Origin of the sequence: Arthrobacter sp. FW306-05-C (assembly GCF_021801725.1) — a bacterium.
GTDB lineage: Bacteria > Actinomycetota > Actinomycetes > Actinomycetales > Micrococcaceae > Arthrobacter.
Map to the genome: position 1 here is coordinate 1,897,964 of NZ_CP084556.1, position 16,432 is coordinate 1,914,395.

Consider the following 16,432-nt stretch of genomic DNA (forward strand, 5'->3'; position numbering starts at 1 on the left):
CGAGGAGGGCCGGGTTGGACCTCTAATAAGAGGCCCTTCCAAGGTATGGCGGCGGAAGGACGGCGCTTGGATCGGTAGAGCAGATCGCGAATATGCCATAACCGGTGAAAATGTTCTGTCGTTGCCTCAGCGTGCAAACGGGGCGTACTCTCCAGCCAGGTGCCATACCCCAATCGAGGGAAAGTGAAATGGGCGAACCTCAGCTTCAGTTCCGGCAAAGTGACCATGCCTTTGCTGTCGGCTACCACGACCTGCACCCTGACCCGACACTCAACTACCAGATGAATCGGTTTTCGGACGGTTCTGATGAGATGGCGCGCGAGATGGCAGCGGCGGCGCTGCGCATCCACAACTACACGGATTACACCCGAACGTTCCTCGGTCTTTCGGATGCAGCCTATTCTGCCCACCGAGTGCTCCACAGTGCCCTGTATCTGCGTTCGGCCGAGTTCTTCATGGGTCCCCATGATGCGCGCAAGGCACCTGCACGCCGCACATTCATCGAGCGGATGCGCGACTCATTTCACGTGACTGAATCGAGCTACCACCTGATTCCGTACCGTGATGGCGACCTTGCCGGGTACCGGCTGTCCGCGCAAAATCCGCGCGCCACCGTCTTGATGTTCGGGGGATTCGACAGCTATGTCGAGGAGATGTTCGCCTGGCAACTGCATCTTGTCGCAAACGGCTATGACGTCATTTCGTTCGACGGACCAGGCCAGGGTTTCGCCCTTGAGGAGTCCGGGATTCCAATGACAGAGGAATGGCACCGGCCGGTCGCAGCCGTGATTAATCACTTCGCCGTACGCGACGTCACGCTCTTCGGCATCTCTCTGGGAGGATGCCTGGCCATCCGAGGTGCAGCCCGTGACCCCCGGGTCTTGCGGGTCGTCTGTGATGACATACTCACCGACTTCACGGCAGTGTGCCTCCGCCAGTTGCGGCCGGCGAAGCGGGCGGCCCTGCGCGCCTTAATGGCTATGCACGCGCGGTCCGCAGTGAACACTCTGATCGACACTCAGATGAAGAGAAGTCTCGTCACTCAATGGGGAGTACAGCAAGGAATCCATGTGACCGGCACGGGCTCGTCCTATGACTTCCTCCGCTCCGCGACCCGACTCGAGACACTGAGCATCTCGGATCAAGTCACCCAGGACGTGCTTCTCATGGCTGCTGAAGAGGACCACTACGTCCCAGGCAATCAGTTCATCGCCCAGCTGGGGCTGCTGTCGCAGGCCCGCTCCGTCACCGGGCGGCTCTTCACCCGCGCAGAGCAGGCCCAAAACCATGTTCAGGTCGGCAATGTCGGGCTGGCGCTTGACGTATTCCTGCGCTGGATGGCGGGTTTGGACGACAGGGACGAACGGCTGACATCCGGAGCGCGAAAATGACTGCCGGCGAGGAGCGACTATCGACGTTCGCCGTTGCGGTTGTCAGACACGCCCCAGCGCAATATGACCCAAATGATCATCTTCAATCGGACACCCACAAACCCCGGCACTCGTGATTGGTGCCAACCACCCAGGCAGGACCTCAGCGGATGGCGGAGCTCATGAGCAACGACGGAGGATTCAGAGTCGTGGTCGGCGTGGACGGCTCGGCCGAATCACGGATGGCTCTCGAATGGGCCATCACGGAAGCCAGTCTCCGTCAGGGACGGATGTTGGTCGTAACCGCCTGGGAACGTCCGCCCTTGATGGCTGGGATGGACGCGATGGTCTGGGATCCGGACATCTCCGAGCCGACTGCCCGGAAAATGCAGGCCGCGGCGTTGAAGGGTCTGGACACCGGGAGTGTGCTGGTTATAAGCGAAGTCATCCAAGGGCCCACAGTCACCGTACTGTTGCATGCGTCCAAGGACGCGGACCTTCTGGTGGTCGGTTCCCGCGGCCAAGGGGGATTCAGTGAACTGCTGCTCGGATCCGTGTCCACGCAGCTAGTCCACCACGCCGCCTGTGCCGTGCTCGTTGCAAGGACCAGCCCCAGAGACCACCAAGAGGGGTAGCACCGCGTTCGGTGTGCTGGTGACTGTACATGTTTGGCTTCCTGCCAGGGCGGAGCGGGACCAGGAGAGTCAGAGGGTGGCAGACACGACGTGCGGAGCGTTGATGACGGCAAAGTGCTGGTGAGAGTCCTGTTCGAGGAAGAGCAAAAGCCGCTCCCTGACATTCGGATCTGGGCAGGGGCTTCGAAACCGACGTGCGCAAAGAGCGCATCCGGAGCAGAAGGGCTACGGGGAGATTTCCGGGCTTGCTGACCCGGCTCTCCCTCGAGATGACAGCACGAACTTGGGAAGCTTTAGGCGGGGAGCTTGACCATAACGGTGCCTGGCTGAGGTACTAAGGAGTGGTCACCGGGGCCAATGCCACTGGCCGCTCATTCTGATGTCTGGTAGGGATGAGCTATGACGGAGTCACTTACAGCCGCTGCCGCTTTGTCGCCTTTTGACGCTGTGATCTTTGACTTGGATGGCGTGGTAACGGACACGGCCGCGCTGCATGAGACAGCGTGGAGGGACCTCTTCAATGAGGTGCTCAAAGACCGCCGCGTCCCGCCAACGGCACGGAGGGATCCCTTCAGCAGCAGTGACTACCAGACGTATGTGGACGGCAGGCCTCGGGAAGACGGTGTGGAAGCCTTCCTGGGTTCCCGTGGCATTGCACTGCCTGTGGGTGACGCGTTGGATCGTGCCGGCGCATGGTCGGTCCACGGCCTGGCTGAGCGCAAGAACCGCCTGTTCAGGGAGCGGCTGGGACGTGAGGGTGCGGTGGCCTTCCCCGGAACGGTAGCGTTGCTGGAAAGGCTGCGGTCGGCACTGGTTCCTGTGGTCCTGGCAACGTCAAGCCGGAACGCGTCCGCTGTCCTGGCAGCCGCTGGCCTGTCCAATGCCTTCGACCTGGTCATGGATGGTGCCATTGCCCGCGAGCTGGGGCTTGCAGGCAAACCTGACCCGGCATTATTCCTTGAAGTCGCGCACCGGATGGGGATCCTTCCTGCCCGCGCCGTGGTGATCGAAGATGCCGTCGCCGGCGTCGAAGCGGCACATCGAGGGGGATTCGGGCTCATTGTTGGGATAGACAGGGCTGATATCAGGAGGGCAAAGCTGGAGGCGGCAGGCGCCGACGTCGTGCTGAACGACGTGAGCGAGCTGGATCTGGGGCGTGTTCTGACCGACCCGTGGCGCCTCGTCTATGAGGGTTACGATCCGGCCCACGAAGGGCACCGGGAAGCTCTGACCACGCTGGGAAACGGGTACCTGGCCGTGCGTGGAGCTGCCCCGGAGAGCAAAATGAGCGGGGTCCGTTATCCCGGCACCTACCTCGCCGGTGTCTACAACAGGCTGGTCAGCGACGTACAAGGCCAGGCGTCCGAAGACGAACACATGGTCAATGTCCCCAACTGGATGGTGCTGGACGTCCGGCTGGAGGAGACGGACTGGTGGTCCCGGGGCGGCCTGAAGATCCGCCGTGAGCGGCGTGTGCTTGACCTGCTTCGGGCCACTCTTCAGCGGGAAGTCGTGCTGGAGGCAGATGACGGGCGGCGGCTGGAAGTGGTTCAGCGCCGGTTCGTATCGATGGCCCAGCCCCATCTGATGGCACTGGAGACAACCTTCACTGCCAGGGGTTGGAGCGCATCCGTGAGAATCCGCAGCGGAGTGGATACCGGGGTGACCAACGAAAACGTGCCGGAGGACGCGCTCCTGTCCCACAATCATCTGGCCGTACTCAAAGTGTCAGGCCCGGCAGAACCGGCCCCGGTAATAGAAGTTGAGACGAGCCAAAGCCATATCAGGATCGCGACAGCGCTACAGACCCAGGTTTCCGGACCGGCAGGCAGCGGCACGCCTGGTGAGGAAGCGGGATTGTATTTCCGCTCCTTCGAAGTCCCCCTGACCGATGCCATGCCGCTGGTGGTGACCAAGACTGCAGCAATCGTGACCTCCCGCGACCGCGCCGTCTCCTCGCCGGCGTCCGGTGCGAAGTTAGTGCTCAGGGCCAGCGGGCAGGGTTTTGACAGCATGCTCTCCGAGCACGAGGAGGCCTGGGGAAGATTGCTGCACCTGTTCGTCGTCACCATCGACGGGAGCCCCCAGGTCCAGCTGATCCTGAATCTTCACGTCTTCCACGTGCTGCAGGCCCTGAGCCCGCACACGGCTGAACTAGATGCCGGTGTGCCCGCCCGCGGGCTGCATGGGGAAGGATACCGCGGCCACATCTTCTGGGATGAACTCTTCGTCCTGCCCCTTCTTACCTCACGGATGCCCTCCGTTGCCCGCTCCCTTATTGACTACCGCTGGCGCAGGCTGCCGGCGGCCCGGGAAGCGGCCGCTGCAGCCGGGTTCCGGGGGGCCTTGCTCCCGTGGCAGAGCGGCAGCGACGGCAGGGAAGAGACACCCCGTTGGCTTTTCAGCCGGCGGTCCGGCCGTTGGGCACCGGACTATTCCCATCTTCAGCGGCATGCCGGCCTGACCGTGGCCTTCAACGCATGGCAATATTTCCTGGCCACGCAGGACCGGGACTGGCTCTTGCATCATGGCGCCGAGCTGGTTGTGGAAGTGGCGCGGCTCGTAGCCTCCATGTCCGAATACGATGACGAAGAGGACCGCTTCCATGTTCGCGGAGTCATGGGCCCGGACGAATACCATACAGGCTACCCGGACAACCCCGGCGGGGGATTGAATGACAACGCCTACACGAATGTCATGGCTGCGTGGGTCTGCGAACAGGCCCACGAGATCATGACGATGCTTCACGGCCACGATCTGGAGGATCTACGGGGGCGCCTGTCGATTGATCCGGCGGAGATGGAAGTTTGGCTGCACGTCAGCAAACGGATGTTCGTCCCGTTCTCCGGCGATGGCATCATCAGCCAGTTCGACGGTTACGAACATCTGCAGGAACTCGACTGGGAGCACTACCGGAACAGATACAAAAACATCGAGCGCCTCGACCTGATTCTGGAAGCCGAGGGGGACAGCACCAACCGGTACCGCCTGGCCAAACAGGCCGACGTGCTGATGCTCCTGTACGTCCTGGGCGAGAAGGAGTTGATGCTCTTCCTGGCCCGGCTGGGTTACCCAGTGACCGCGGCCCAGCTCGCGGCGACAGTGGACTACTACCTGGCACGCACGGCCCACGGCTCCACCCTAAGCCGCGTGGCCCACGCCTCGGTACTGGCCGCGATGGACCCGGGCCGGGCCTGGAGCACTTTCCGGGAAGCGCTCACCGCCGACCTTGACGACACCCAGGGAGGCACCACGCACACAGGCATCCACCTTGGCGCCATGGCAGGAAGCATCGATGTGATCCAGCGCAGCTTCGCTGGCCTGAGGATGACCAGGGATGCCCTCCTGTTTTCCCCCAAGATGCCCGCAGGGATAAGAGCGGTGTCCTTCCGTATCCGCTACCGGGACCAATTGCTCGAAGTCAGCCTCGACCACGGCACATTGACTGTTTCCGCCGCACCCGGAGACGCAGCCGCTGTCTGCGTACAGGTCGGTAGTGACCAGGTCCATTTAGGCGCCGGCGAGACGCGGAAGTTCGTGCTGTCCGGACCGGATACCGCGGGTTGAACCCGTGGCGTTCCGGGTCCGCCTCCCTGACATGGAGGAGGTGTGCGATTCCGGCGGCGGGCACGGTGACGCAGCGCAAAGCGTTTTCCTCGATCCCATGCTGTTGGACAGTTCGATGAGCGGGCAGGGCTACCCTGAGACATGAGCGAGCCAAAAACCACCTGGCACACCAGGCACAAGTCGTCCTTGACCAAGGGGGAGCGGGCGGCCGACTATTTGCGCAACGGCATGGGCAGCTGGCCATTCGTCGGCGGATTCATCCTCTTTATGATCCTGTGGGCCGCCGTTAACAGCTTCGCGCTGGCCAGCCGCGCCTGGGACGCTTACCCCTACATCCTGCTGAACCTGTTTCTGTCGATGCTCGCCGGTCTTCAGGGTGCAATCCTCTTGATCGCCGCCAGGCGCCAGGACGCCATCGCCTCGGTCATGGCCCAGCACGACTACGACACCGACATGGCAGCGAAAGCCGAAATTGAGCAGCTGACGAAGATTAACGAACAGCAGCTCGTGATCCTGCGTGAACTTCAATCGCTGCTCTCCGCCAGCAACAACAGGCCATAGCGAGGACGGGCCCCGGCGGTCCCAGTCCTGAGTCGGCTGCTGGCTCCGCCCATCGGACGGCGGAACCACGCCTGGCGGAACTGAGCATATGATCCGTTGAGTTGACCGCCGTCGCCGTCGTGGGTTTGAAAGCCGTGCGTACGCATCGGGCCGGCGCATGGGCGGTTCTGGGGTGGCGTTTGCGCGGCCGCAGCCTGATTCTCTTGATCATCACCACGGTCTTTGCCTTACAGCCTTAAACAGGTCCGGGTCCGGCGTCGGGGCCACTGTGGGACCATGATGCATGAGCGAAGAGGAAACGCCTTCTGCCCGCGTTCCGGCCCGAAAGACTAGTGAACCGGAGCGCTTCACGGATCCGCGTTCACTATCGAGTAAGGAACTGCGCAGCTCGGCCCTGCGCCGCTGTGCGCACAAGAAAAGCTGCAGCGATACCAGCAGGATGCCAGAAAAATCACGTCTCCCGAAGGTGGAAGCCTGTTTAATCCGGGGGTTCAGGCGGCGGGTGATATTGGTGAACGGTAGTGCTGTCGGCCGCCGACGCGGAACCCGTGCTGCTTCCATCCTGGGGCACAGGAACGACGCTTGAGCCCGGGACGCGCCCCGCACCGGCCGAGAGTAAACTCGCTGGGCCTGTCCGGTAGGGAGGTTGCCATCCGTGTCGAGGCGGGTCTGGGCAACCGGGTAGCGGACGATTCCAGCCGGAGCCTGTGGCAAATTTTCCGTGCCAACGTTCTGACCATGTTCAATGCCATCGTGGCCGGCAGCTTCGTGCTGCTGCTTCTGCTGGGCGAGTGGCGGGACGCGCTCTTCGGCTTCGCCGCCGTGAGCAACGCCGTCATCGGGGTCGTGCAGGAATACAGGGCCAAAAGGTCCCTGGACCGGCTCGCTGTACTCGATGCCCCGTACGCCCGGGTGCTCCGCGACGGTTCCGTCCAGGACATTGCCATCCAGGATGTCGTCCTCGATGACGTCATCGTGTTGCGTACCGGGGACCAGGTGAGCGCGGACGCTGCCGTGCTCGAGAGTGAGGGCCTTCAAATTGATGAATCGCTGCTCACCGGTGAATCCGACCCGGTGGACAAGGGGCCCGGGACGGAAGCGCTCTCCGGCTCCAGCGTCGTTGCCGGGCAGGGCAGGGCGCGCGTGGTCCGAGTGGGCGCCGACTCCTTCGCGAGCCGTCTGACCGCCGAGGCCAAACGCTTTTCCCTGGTCAACTCCGAGATCCGCAGCAGTCTGAACAGGATCCTGCGATGGATCTCCTGGGGGCTCCTGCCCGTCATGGCCCTTGTCGTGAACGGTCAGATGCAGGCCAACGGCGGTTGGGAACAGGCCATCAGCACCGGGACCTGGAGAACCGGTGCCGTCGGCGCGGTCGCCAGCGTCATCGCCATGATCCCATTGGGCCTGGTGCTGCTGACCAGCGTCGCGTTCGCCGTCGGAGGCGTACGGCTGGCACGTGAAAAAGTCCTCATCCAGGAGCTCGCTGCCGTCGAGGGCCTCGCCCGGGTCGATGTCCTCTGCCTGGACAAGACCGGTACCCTCACCGAGGGCAGGATCGTCTTCGACGCCGTCCACGGGACCGGTGCTGCGCCGGCCCCGGGCTGGGAGGATGCCCTGGGCTGGTTCGGCGCCGACCCCAATGCCAATGCCACAGCCCGCTGCCTCGGGGAGGCGTTCCCTGCCGACGGCGGCCTCAGCCCGGTCTCGGCGGTTGCGTTTTCCTCGGCCAGGAAGTGGAGCGCCGTCAGTTTCGGCGAAGACCACGGTGCCGAGGGGATATGGGTGCTCGGCGCCCCGGATCTGGTGCTCACAGCCGGCGATCCGGACACGGCACAGGTCCTGAACGCCGCTGCCACTCTGGCCTCGGCCGGGCTGCGGACCCTGGTACTGGCCCACGCGCCCGGGACACTATCGGTGAAGGACCCGCAGGAGGCCCAGCTGCCCGTTGGCCCGGTCCCGGCCGTCCTGCTCACCTTCCGAGAAAAGGTCCGGCCGGATGCCGACCGGACCCTGGCCTTTTTTCGGGAGCAGGGCGTTGGCCTGAGGATCATCTCCGGCGACGATCCCCACACGGTTTCCGCCGTGGCCCGCGAGGTGGGACTGGACACAGGCGGCGGCTACGACGCCCGCCACCTGCCGACGGATCCGGAGCTGATGGCCGAGGTAATGGAGAATCATGTGGTCTTCGGCCGGGTCACCCCGGCTCAGAAGAAGGACATGATCCGGGCCCTGCAGCGCAGCGGACACACCGTGGCAATGACCGGTGACGGAGTGAACGACGCACTGGCTCTGAAGGAGGCGGACATCGGCATCGCCATGGGCTCCGCCGCGGCCGCCACCAAGGCCGTGTCCCGGCTCGTGCTCCTGGACGGCCGATTCGACCGGCTTCCCGGGGTCGTCGCGGAGGGACGGCGCGTGATCGCGAACATCGAGCGCGTCTCGATGCTGTTCCTGACCAAGACGACCTACGCCATCGCCCTCTCGGTGGTCTTCGGAGCGCTGCTGTGGGCCTTCCCGTTCCTGCCGCGCCAGCTCTCCGCCACCGACGGTCTCACCATCGGCATCCCCGCCTTCTTCCTCGCCCTCATGCCCAACACCCGCCGCTACACCTCGGGATTCCTCAAACGCTCCCTGACATTCGCCGTGCCCGCCGGACTGATCGTCGCCGCCGCGGTCCTCGCCCTCAACGCCTATTCCACCCTCACCAGCGGCTACACGGCCGACGCCGCCAGGACCGCATCGGTCATCACTCTCTCCCTGGTGGCCCTGTGGATACTGGTGGTCACCTCACGGCCACTGAACCTGCAGCGGTCAGCCATCATCGGTGCCATGTACACCGGGCTTCTCCTCGTGCTGACCGTACCTCTCCTGCATGATTTCTTCACCTTCGAATGGCCTCCGGCCGCCCTGATGGCCGCGTCCCTCGTCGCCGCGCTCGGAGGAACCCTCGCCGTCGAAATCCTGGCCCGCACCCACAGCCGGCGCTACCCACACGAATAGCCACGTCACTGTCACTCCCAGTGACGGATTTGAACTCAACTCAATGCCGTGAAAGAGCAGGGTTGCATCCTCGGGCACGTCATGCACGGGAAAACCTCCGGCTCACAACCCCGCTCTTCAGCGGGAATAGGGTCGGGGCACGGTTGTACATCTGTCGTCCGCCGGCGCCCACGAAGGGCCACAGGACGTGAAGGACTAGGATCAGCGTCAGCTTGTAGCCGGCCGGAGTCTGCCGATGAAGGAATAGCTACGAGTTCGAAGCTTCGTTTGAGTACGGAGACGAGACCCCGCCGCGACCGGACAATGCAATCAGCTCTGCCTCGGTTTCCCTGAACCGGATCACTTGAGGGCCCAATGTGTTGACCCCCTCCGGTCCCTTCACCACGAGGGTTCGCGCTATGGTCCGGCCCAGTTGGTCCAATTCCTGGTTGAGTCGTCGCCACTCCGCCTGCTCGAATTCGGAGCGCTTCATCACTTCAGGGTCCCTGTCGCATTGCGTGCAGCGTCCCCTCGGGCTCACATCCGCAATCATGGTCACGTAGATGCCTCCATTGACGGCCCGCCAGTGACCATCCATGATCGAGCACCGTTCAGTGTGGAAAAGCTTGCCCGAGCGGGTCACATACGCCTGATTTTCACCTGCGTTGGGCGACCCGTCGTCACGGTGGCTTTGCGGCTCAACGCGGACGAGCGGACGTTTCTTTTGCGCCCCGTGGTCGGCTTTCACTTCTTCGTGTGTGGTGCTCACAACCCGTTCCTTCTCCCAAGACCTCTGCCATATCCTTCCATGTTGGGGAATCCACCTCCACCATGCCATCGAAGGGTTGACGGGCAAGCTCGCCGAGTCCAGTAACCCGCACGATAATGGGCAGCGCCGGCCGTTACACTCGGTTCCTTGGAGCCCCTTGAAGCGGCAAGTCTTTCTAATACGTCGGTTTGGTCGTGTTACCGGTAGGCTGCGGATCAGCACGAACCCGGTGAAGGCACCCGACGACGCACAATTTCGCGCCGATACCTTGGAAAAGGGCAAATGGTCTCCTTTTGAACATGTGTGAGTCGGGGGAAGCATGACGGAGTGGAAGCCGGGTTGGTGGGCACGCGCGTTCAGAGGTGCCGGGTCATGGGTGCTGTCGATCCTTGAGGGCCGCCTGCGCGTCTGCGGAATCCCCCAGGAGGTGGACGCTGATGTCATCGACGTCCTCGGACTCGCAGTCGATGAAGGCTCAGGGCAGCTCATCGTCACTCTCGTCCACGGGACGGAGACGGTGCTCAATGGGCTGTCTCGTCGCGCGGCGCGTGAGGTCGCCGCTGCGTACCACTCCGAGCTCGATGAGCGACGGCATCTCGCCGCCCTGCTCTCAAAGGCTGAGGAGCAGGGCGAGGCGGCCAGCCTGTGGTGGTCCCGGGTCCGGGATGTGATGGACCGACTCCGGTGGGCGGACCAGGACACGATCGCCGCGCTCGAGGGCTCCCGTCCGGACGTCGCTGTGTGGCTGGCTGTAGACAGCGATCCGAGGCTCTCCGGGCTTCCCAATGGTAAACGTGAGGACCAGCGTGCCGCAGTCGACGCCTGCCGCACCACTGACTTGCCAAAGTGGGCTGCCCAGAGGAACGAGGCGTTCCTGGAGTGGGAGAAAAACGAGTTGGCGGACTTCTTCCGCAGGGTCGAGAAGTCGCCGTTGACGGAAGAGCAGACGAGGGCGACGGTCTGCTTCGACAACCGGGTGCGTGTCATCGCGGCCGCGGGCTCCGGGAAGACGTCGACGATGGTAGCCCGCGCCGGGTATGCGATCCGGCGTGGCATCGCGCAGCCGACGGAGATCCTCGCCCTCGCATTCAACAAAAAGGCAGCCGGTGAGCTCTCGGAGCGGCTCGTCTCCCGCCTCGGCGATGACGGTGCGTCGGTAGCCTCGAGCACTTTTCACGCCTTCGGACTGCGAGTCGTCGGTGAAGCCACCGGTCGAAAACCTTCAGTCCCCGATGACATCACCAATGGCAACGGGATCGGGCGGCTCGCGGCGATCGTTGATGGGCTCCGTGACCGGGACCCGGCCTTCCGGCGTGACTGGGACCTTTTCCGGCTCGTGTTCGGCAGGCAACTGCCGGACCTCGGGGACGAAGACGAGCCCGAGACGTGGGACAGGAACACAGGTATTAACGGCTTCGGCACTCTCGCTGGAGAGGTCGTCAAGAGCCAGGAAGAGGTGATGATCGCCAACTGGCTCTTCCTCAACGGCGTCCGATATGAATACGAGCGACCCTACGCGCACGACGTTGCGGACGCGCACCACCGTCAGTATCAACCGGACTTCTACTATCCGGACATCGACGTCTGGCATGAGCACTGGGCGCTCGGTTCAGACGGCAACCCGCCGCCACATTTTGACGGGTATGCCGAGAGCATGGCGTGGCGGCGTCAAACCCACACGCGATACAGCACAAGACTTATCGAGACAACCTCGGCAACCATCCGGGACGGGTCCGGGTTCGAGCACCTCGAACAGGAGCTCCGCCGGCACGGAATCCAGCTCGAGGAAGACCCCTACAGGGAGGCACGCGGGGAACCGCCGATCAGCGACCAGGCGATGGTGGCGCTGATGCGGTCCTTCATGACACACGCGAAGGGCAACCGCCTCACCCCTGACGTGCTGACGCAGCGGGCCGGCCAAACCTTGCGGCCCAGGCTCTTCACACGTCTGTACGGCGTCATCCTCGCCGAATGGGACCGTCAGCTCCGAGCCGCGGGCCAGATCGATTTCGAGGACATGCTGAATCTCGCCACCGATCACGTCGAGTCGGGCCGGTGGCTGAGCCCTTACCGGCTTGTCATGGTCGACGAGATGCAGGACACCAGCTTTGCCCGTGCGGCGCTGGTGAGGGCGCTGATGAAGACTCCTGGAAACTACCTTTACGCGGTCGGCGACGACTGGCAGTCGATCAACAGGTTCGCGGGCTCAGACCTCAGTGTGATGACCCGCTTCGATTATTGGTTCGGGACAGCGTCCACCATCTGGCTGGACCGCACCTTCCGGTCCCCGCAGTCCCTGTGCGATGTCGCCGGTGGGTTCGTGATGAAAAACCCCAATCAAATCTCCAAGAACGTCCGATCTTCAGTGCCGGAGGCTGTCGAGACCGTATGCGCCGTCAGTGTACGGGAGCGCAGCCACTACGGATCCGCCGTTCGGCAGCACCTGACGACCCTTGACTCAGAGCTCACTGAGCCAGCTACTGTGCTGCTGCTCGGCCGGTACTCCCGGTCCAAGGACGATGTCACCTCGGCGCTGGAAGCCAGATACGCCAACCTGACCATTGAGTTCAACACCGTGCACGCCTCGAAAGGAAAGGAGGCAGACTACGTCGTTGTGCTCGGCCTTGAGAGGAACGGATTCCCCAGCATTGTCGAGGATGATGCTCTCCTGCAACTGGCCATGGCCGCCCCCGACTCCTACCCACACGCAGAAGAACGACGCCTGTTCTATGTCGCACTGACCCGTGCCAAGCGCTCAGCGCTCCTGGTCACGCGCGCCGGTAGGGAATCAGCGTTCCTCCTCGAGCTGGTCGGAGATCGTGTCGTCAAGATCCGATCCGCGACAGGCGACGACATCACCCCAGTGGTCTGCCCGAAATGCAAGAAACACACGATGAGGGAACGCAAAGGGCGCTACGGCCGGTTCTTCGGCTGTACCGGGTACCCGATCTGTAATGGAACGATAAAACTCGTGGATGCTTAGTGCGTCGCGCAAGACGGAGACTGCCGTGTTCGCGCTGAGCTCCGCGGACGTCAACGAGGTGCTGATCAATATCCGCGAGTGGCTGTCCAGCCACCCACAGAACCAAGGGTGGAAAAATCCCTGGCCAGACGCAAAAGACTATTTCCTCTGACGTAAGCGACGCCCGCTCCTGCAGTTCCAGCTGGGGCGGGCCGAGGTTATCGAATCAGGGTGACTTGGATGCGACGAGTAGCGCGACGGAACCAATCCGCCGACGTTGACTGGAGACTAGGCGATGTTCTTGCGCTCCGCGTCGTCGCTCATCCGCAGGATCGCGACAACGCGGTCAACCTGCTCGGCCGTCAGGGGCGGAGCATTCTCGGCGAGGCGCTGCCCGGCCCTTGCCAGGTCTCCGAGCACCCTTGCTTCGGCTGCCGAGGAGGCCGTTGAGGACACCCTGGAAGGAGGCAGAGGCTCTGTTGCCCTCTCCTGATCCAGGCCTGTACTCATACTCAAGAGCCTATCGATACATATTTGACCGGGTCAAGGACTCGTTCTCCAAGGGACTCGCCCACAAGAACCTGCATCAGTTCGGCGTTTGAGATCTCCAAGTAGGGGCCACCGCGAAGGTGGTCCCTACTTGTCTGAGGACTTCAGCTTATTCCGACGCATCGCGGGGGAGGAGCAGGTTCATGACGTTGGCCCATGACGTCCCAACACGTGACCAAAGTTCCTAGCTTGGTTTTGTTCGCCATCCTCGTGCTCTTGGATGACTAGGACCCGTTCTTCCGCAAAGCAGGATGACGTCTTCTTAGCTGAGCATGGACCCAGCTCAGCATGAGGGGTTGGCCGCGGTAGGGGAGTCCCGGCTTATGTGGAAAACCGATTCTCTTGATGGAACCCGCTAAGAGGTTCCTTCTTGTTTACGAGGCTCAGTTGGCCCAGCGGATTCGGATAACATCACATGACATGGCGCCGAATATCTCAGCCCCTTCCGAAGGGTTTGCACTGTGAAGCAGGCACGTAGGCTTCACCACATATTCGATCTAAAGCGCGAGGAGCGTTTTTCAGTCATCGGCGACGGGTTGGAGCATCTGGGAGCCCATATTGAACAATTGATGTGGGTGATAGAACACCTCTTGAAGGAAGGCCAGAAGTCAGCGGCAGGAACACTCCAGGCGATCTGCCTTGAAGAAAGCGCCAAGGTGCTCATTCTTTTTGACATCGCACGCACGCATGATCAGCGGATCGCCCGTAAGGGGTGCGACTATTTCTACTTGCACTTGCCGCGATTGATCTATGCGAACGTCCATGCGAGCAATCCTGCAGACTTCGGAGAGATTGAACGTAACCTAACCTGGCTTCGTCCAAGCCACTACCTCGACGGACCTAACGACGTTGACTGGATCTGGCGCAATGATTTGCTCAGGACTCGGGAGAATGCCCTTTACGTGGACTACGAGGAGACAGACGACGGCTTCATGTGGACGGGAGGTGATCCGGACCAGTTCTACGTCGAAACCGCAGCAGGCCGGCTCGTTCTCGCCATGAAGCAGGCTGGACTTCTCACGGAGAGAGGGGCGCGGGCTGCTGCGGCGGTATGGAAGGGAGCAACGTTCGACTCAGATACTCGCTGGGAGTTCTGCCGGGACAAGGCCCGAGAGGTGCTCGAAGCGGCCCTGCCTTCGGACACAGTTCCGTCGGAGAGCTTGCGCAGCGACTTGCGTTTTATCCTCGAGAAGTGGACGTTTCCGCTTTTATCTCTCGATCTGAAGGAAGAACCCGTTTCCATGGGGACTCTGAAGGAGCGCCAAGAACGTTACCTCAGGAGGCAATTCGGCATGGACGACTACTACTAACCCACAGTTGCAGATTCTGTTCTTTTGCTGTCTGGGCCCCGGATAAGCGGGCATAGGGTTAACGATTGACGGCGCAGCGAACACGTCGTGCCCGACTTTCGTAGTCAGATGCACTGCTGCTTCGAAGGCGTCACTTTTGATGGTGTTCGGCTTGGAACTTCGCAGTAGTGGCCATATCGGCTGCCCTACGTGCGCATACCAGGGATCATCGACCGGGGAGGTAAGGCGCGGCATTCCATCAGACCTAATGAGTTCCTTCACGAGACTGAGCAGCCACGACTCCAGAATGTCGGGATATCCTTGGGACTGCTGAAGGTTTAGTTGACAGCTGTGGTTGATAATTTCTTACGCGGCTGAGGCCGCGTTTTTTATTGTCTCAAACTCGATGGGTGTCAGCCGCCCGAGGGCGCGTTGACGGCGTTTGCGGTGGTAGCTGCGCTCGATCCAGGTCGTGATGGCCAGCCGGAGCTCGGCCCGGGTCTCCCATCGTTTCCGGTTCAGGACGTTCTTTTGAAGCAGGGAGAAGAACGATTCCATCGCCGCGTTGTCACCGCAGGCCCCGACCCGGCCCATCGATCCGCTCAGCCCATAGGTGTTCAGGGCCAGGACGAACTTTCTGGATCTGAACTGGGACCCTCTGTCCGAGTGGACCACCGTGCCCGCCGGTTTCCTGAGGGCCACGGCGTGGTCCAGGGCGGCGACGGCCAGGGACGCTTTCATCCGCCCGTCCATCGAGTATCCGACGATCCGGTTTGAGTGAAGGTCCTTGATCGCGCACAGGTACAGCTTGCCCTCCCCGGTGTGGTGCTCGGTGATGTCCGTGAGCCATTTCCGGTTCGGTGCCGTGGCGCTGAAGTCCCGTTCGACGAGGTCATCGTGGACCGGAGGGCCGGCCTTGAGCCCTGAGCGGCGCCGCCGGTGGATCACCGAGAGGATGCCGTTCTCCGAGCACAACCGCCAGATCCGGCGTTCGCTGGCGGCCGGGCCGGGACCGGCGTTGATCTCATCGGCGATGAACCGGTATCCGAAGGCAGGATCGTCGCGGTGGTGGTCGATGGCCGCGTTGATCAAGTGGGCTTCTTCCCAGTCCCGGGCGGGGACGGGATTGGCGGCCCACTGGTAGTAGGCCTGTCTGGAGAAATTCAGTACCCGGCAGGACACTGCCACGGGAACCCTGATCGGGGCGTCCCTGGCAGCCAGCTCGCGGACCAGCGGGTACATCATTTTTTTGGATTGATGTCCCGGGACAGATAGGCCACGGCACGGCGCATGACTTCGGCTTCCTGTTCCAGGAGCCGGATGCGTTTGTTGGCCTCCCGCAGCTTCGCGGCGTCATCGGACACCGCCCCGGACTTCACGCCATCTTCTCTATCGGCGATCTTCATCCAGCGGTGCAGGGCAGCGGGCGAGACACCGAAGTCCTTGGCGATCTGGGTGATGGGTGCTTCGCCCTTGCGGGCAACCGCGACGACATCGCGGCGGAACTCTTCGGGAAAGGCTTTGGGCATGATGAACATCCTTCCACCCGCGAGGATCAAATCCTCACAGGCAAAGTGTCAATCAAACCTTCAGCAGTCCCCTTGTACGCACGATGGCAAGGGCGATTTCCCACAACTATGTCTCATAACTTCGTAGCCAATATCTGGTACTCATCCTGGGCTAAGAGCCAGGTGAGCGGGCGTCGGCTCGAGGGGATTAGGAAGGCCGGTAGCTTTTCACGCCAACGCAAC

General features: G+C 62.4%; 11 protein-coding genes. 8 read left to right on the top strand and 3 right to left on the bottom strand.

What is annotated here, in order from left to right:
* Nucleotides 1-188 precede the first annotated feature (188 nt).
* From LFT44_RS08770 to LFT44_RS08790, 5 genes are all read left to right on the top strand, one after another.
* Nucleotides 189-1,391, top strand: a complete 1,203-nt coding sequence (locus tag LFT44_RS08770) for an alpha/beta hydrolase (RefSeq protein ID WP_236802290.1) — start codon at nucleotides 189-191, stop codon at nucleotides 1,389-1,391.
* Between the two features lie 161 nt (nucleotides 1,392-1,552).
* Nucleotides 1,553-2,005, top strand: a complete 453-nt coding sequence (locus tag LFT44_RS08775) for a universal stress protein (RefSeq protein WP_236802291.1) — start codon at nucleotides 1,553-1,555, stop codon at nucleotides 2,003-2,005.
* 399 nt (nucleotides 2,006-2,404) lie between these two features.
* Entirely contained in the window at nucleotides 2,405-5,572 is a 3,168-nt protein-coding gene (locus LFT44_RS08780) for a beta-phosphoglucomutase family hydrolase (RefSeq protein ID WP_236802292.1), read from the top strand.
* Nucleotides 5,573-5,713: 141 nt separating this feature from the next.
* Complete coding sequence (locus LFT44_RS08785) at nucleotides 5,714-6,133, top strand: DUF1003 domain-containing protein (RefSeq protein ID WP_236802294.1); 420 nt, start codon at nucleotides 5,714-5,716, stop codon at nucleotides 6,131-6,133.
* A 582-nt stretch (nucleotides 6,134-6,715) separates the two neighbouring features.
* The gene (locus LFT44_RS08790) at nucleotides 6,716-9,133 is read left to right on the top strand and encodes an HAD-IC family P-type ATPase (RefSeq protein WP_236802296.1); all 2,418 of its coding nucleotides are present in this window, start codon (nucleotides 6,716-6,718) and stop codon (nucleotides 9,131-9,133) included.
* Nucleotides 9,134-9,380: 247 nt separating this feature from the next.
* Here the strand turns inward: LFT44_RS08790 and LFT44_RS08795 are convergent, their stop codons facing one another.
* On the bottom strand, nucleotides 9,381-9,881 hold the full coding sequence (locus LFT44_RS08795; RefSeq protein ID WP_236802297.1) for a hypothetical protein: 501 nt from the start codon (nucleotides 9,879-9,881) through the stop codon (nucleotides 9,381-9,383).
* A gap of 319 nt (nucleotides 9,882-10,200) precedes the next feature.
* On the opposite strand from LFT44_RS08795, the gene LFT44_RS08800 reads away from it, so the two are divergent.
* Both LFT44_RS08800 and LFT44_RS08805 read left to right on the top strand, forming a co-directional pair.
* Nucleotides 10,201-12,864 carry a UvrD-helicase domain-containing protein gene (locus LFT44_RS08800; protein WP_236802298.1) on the top strand — a complete coding sequence of 888 codons (2,664 nt, stop codon included), beginning with the start codon at nucleotides 10,201-10,203 and terminating at the stop codon, nucleotides 12,862-12,864.
* Complete coding sequence (locus LFT44_RS08805) at nucleotides 12,857-13,015, top strand: hypothetical protein (RefSeq protein WP_236802300.1); 159 nt, start codon at nucleotides 12,857-12,859, stop codon at nucleotides 13,013-13,015. Before LFT44_RS08800 ends, LFT44_RS08805 begins: the two co-directional genes overlap by 8 nt.
* A gap of 116 nt (nucleotides 13,016-13,131) precedes the next feature.
* On the opposite strand, the gene LFT44_RS08810 is transcribed toward LFT44_RS08805, so the two are convergent.
* Nucleotides 13,132-13,299, bottom strand: coding sequence for a hypothetical protein (locus LFT44_RS08810; RefSeq protein ID WP_236802301.1), 168 nt, complete (start codon nucleotides 13,297-13,299; stop codon nucleotides 13,132-13,134).
* 554 nt (nucleotides 13,300-13,853) lie between these two features.
* On the opposite strand from LFT44_RS08810, the gene LFT44_RS08815 reads away from it, so the two are divergent.
* A complete protein-coding gene (locus LFT44_RS08815) occupies nucleotides 13,854-14,702 on the top strand; it encodes a hypothetical protein (RefSeq protein WP_236802303.1) in 849 nt (282 codons plus the stop codon).
* 345 nt (nucleotides 14,703-15,047) lie between these two features.
* Here the strand turns inward: LFT44_RS08815 and LFT44_RS08820 are convergent.
* A protein-coding gene (locus LFT44_RS08820) for an IS3 family transposase (protein ID WP_236800145.1) occupies nucleotides 15,048-16,210 on the bottom strand; the annotation gives its coding sequence in 2 pieces (ribosomal slippage) (nucleotides 15,048-15,929 and nucleotides 15,932-16,210; 1,161 coding nt in all).
* Between the last annotated feature and the right edge of the window lie 222 nt (nucleotides 16,211-16,432).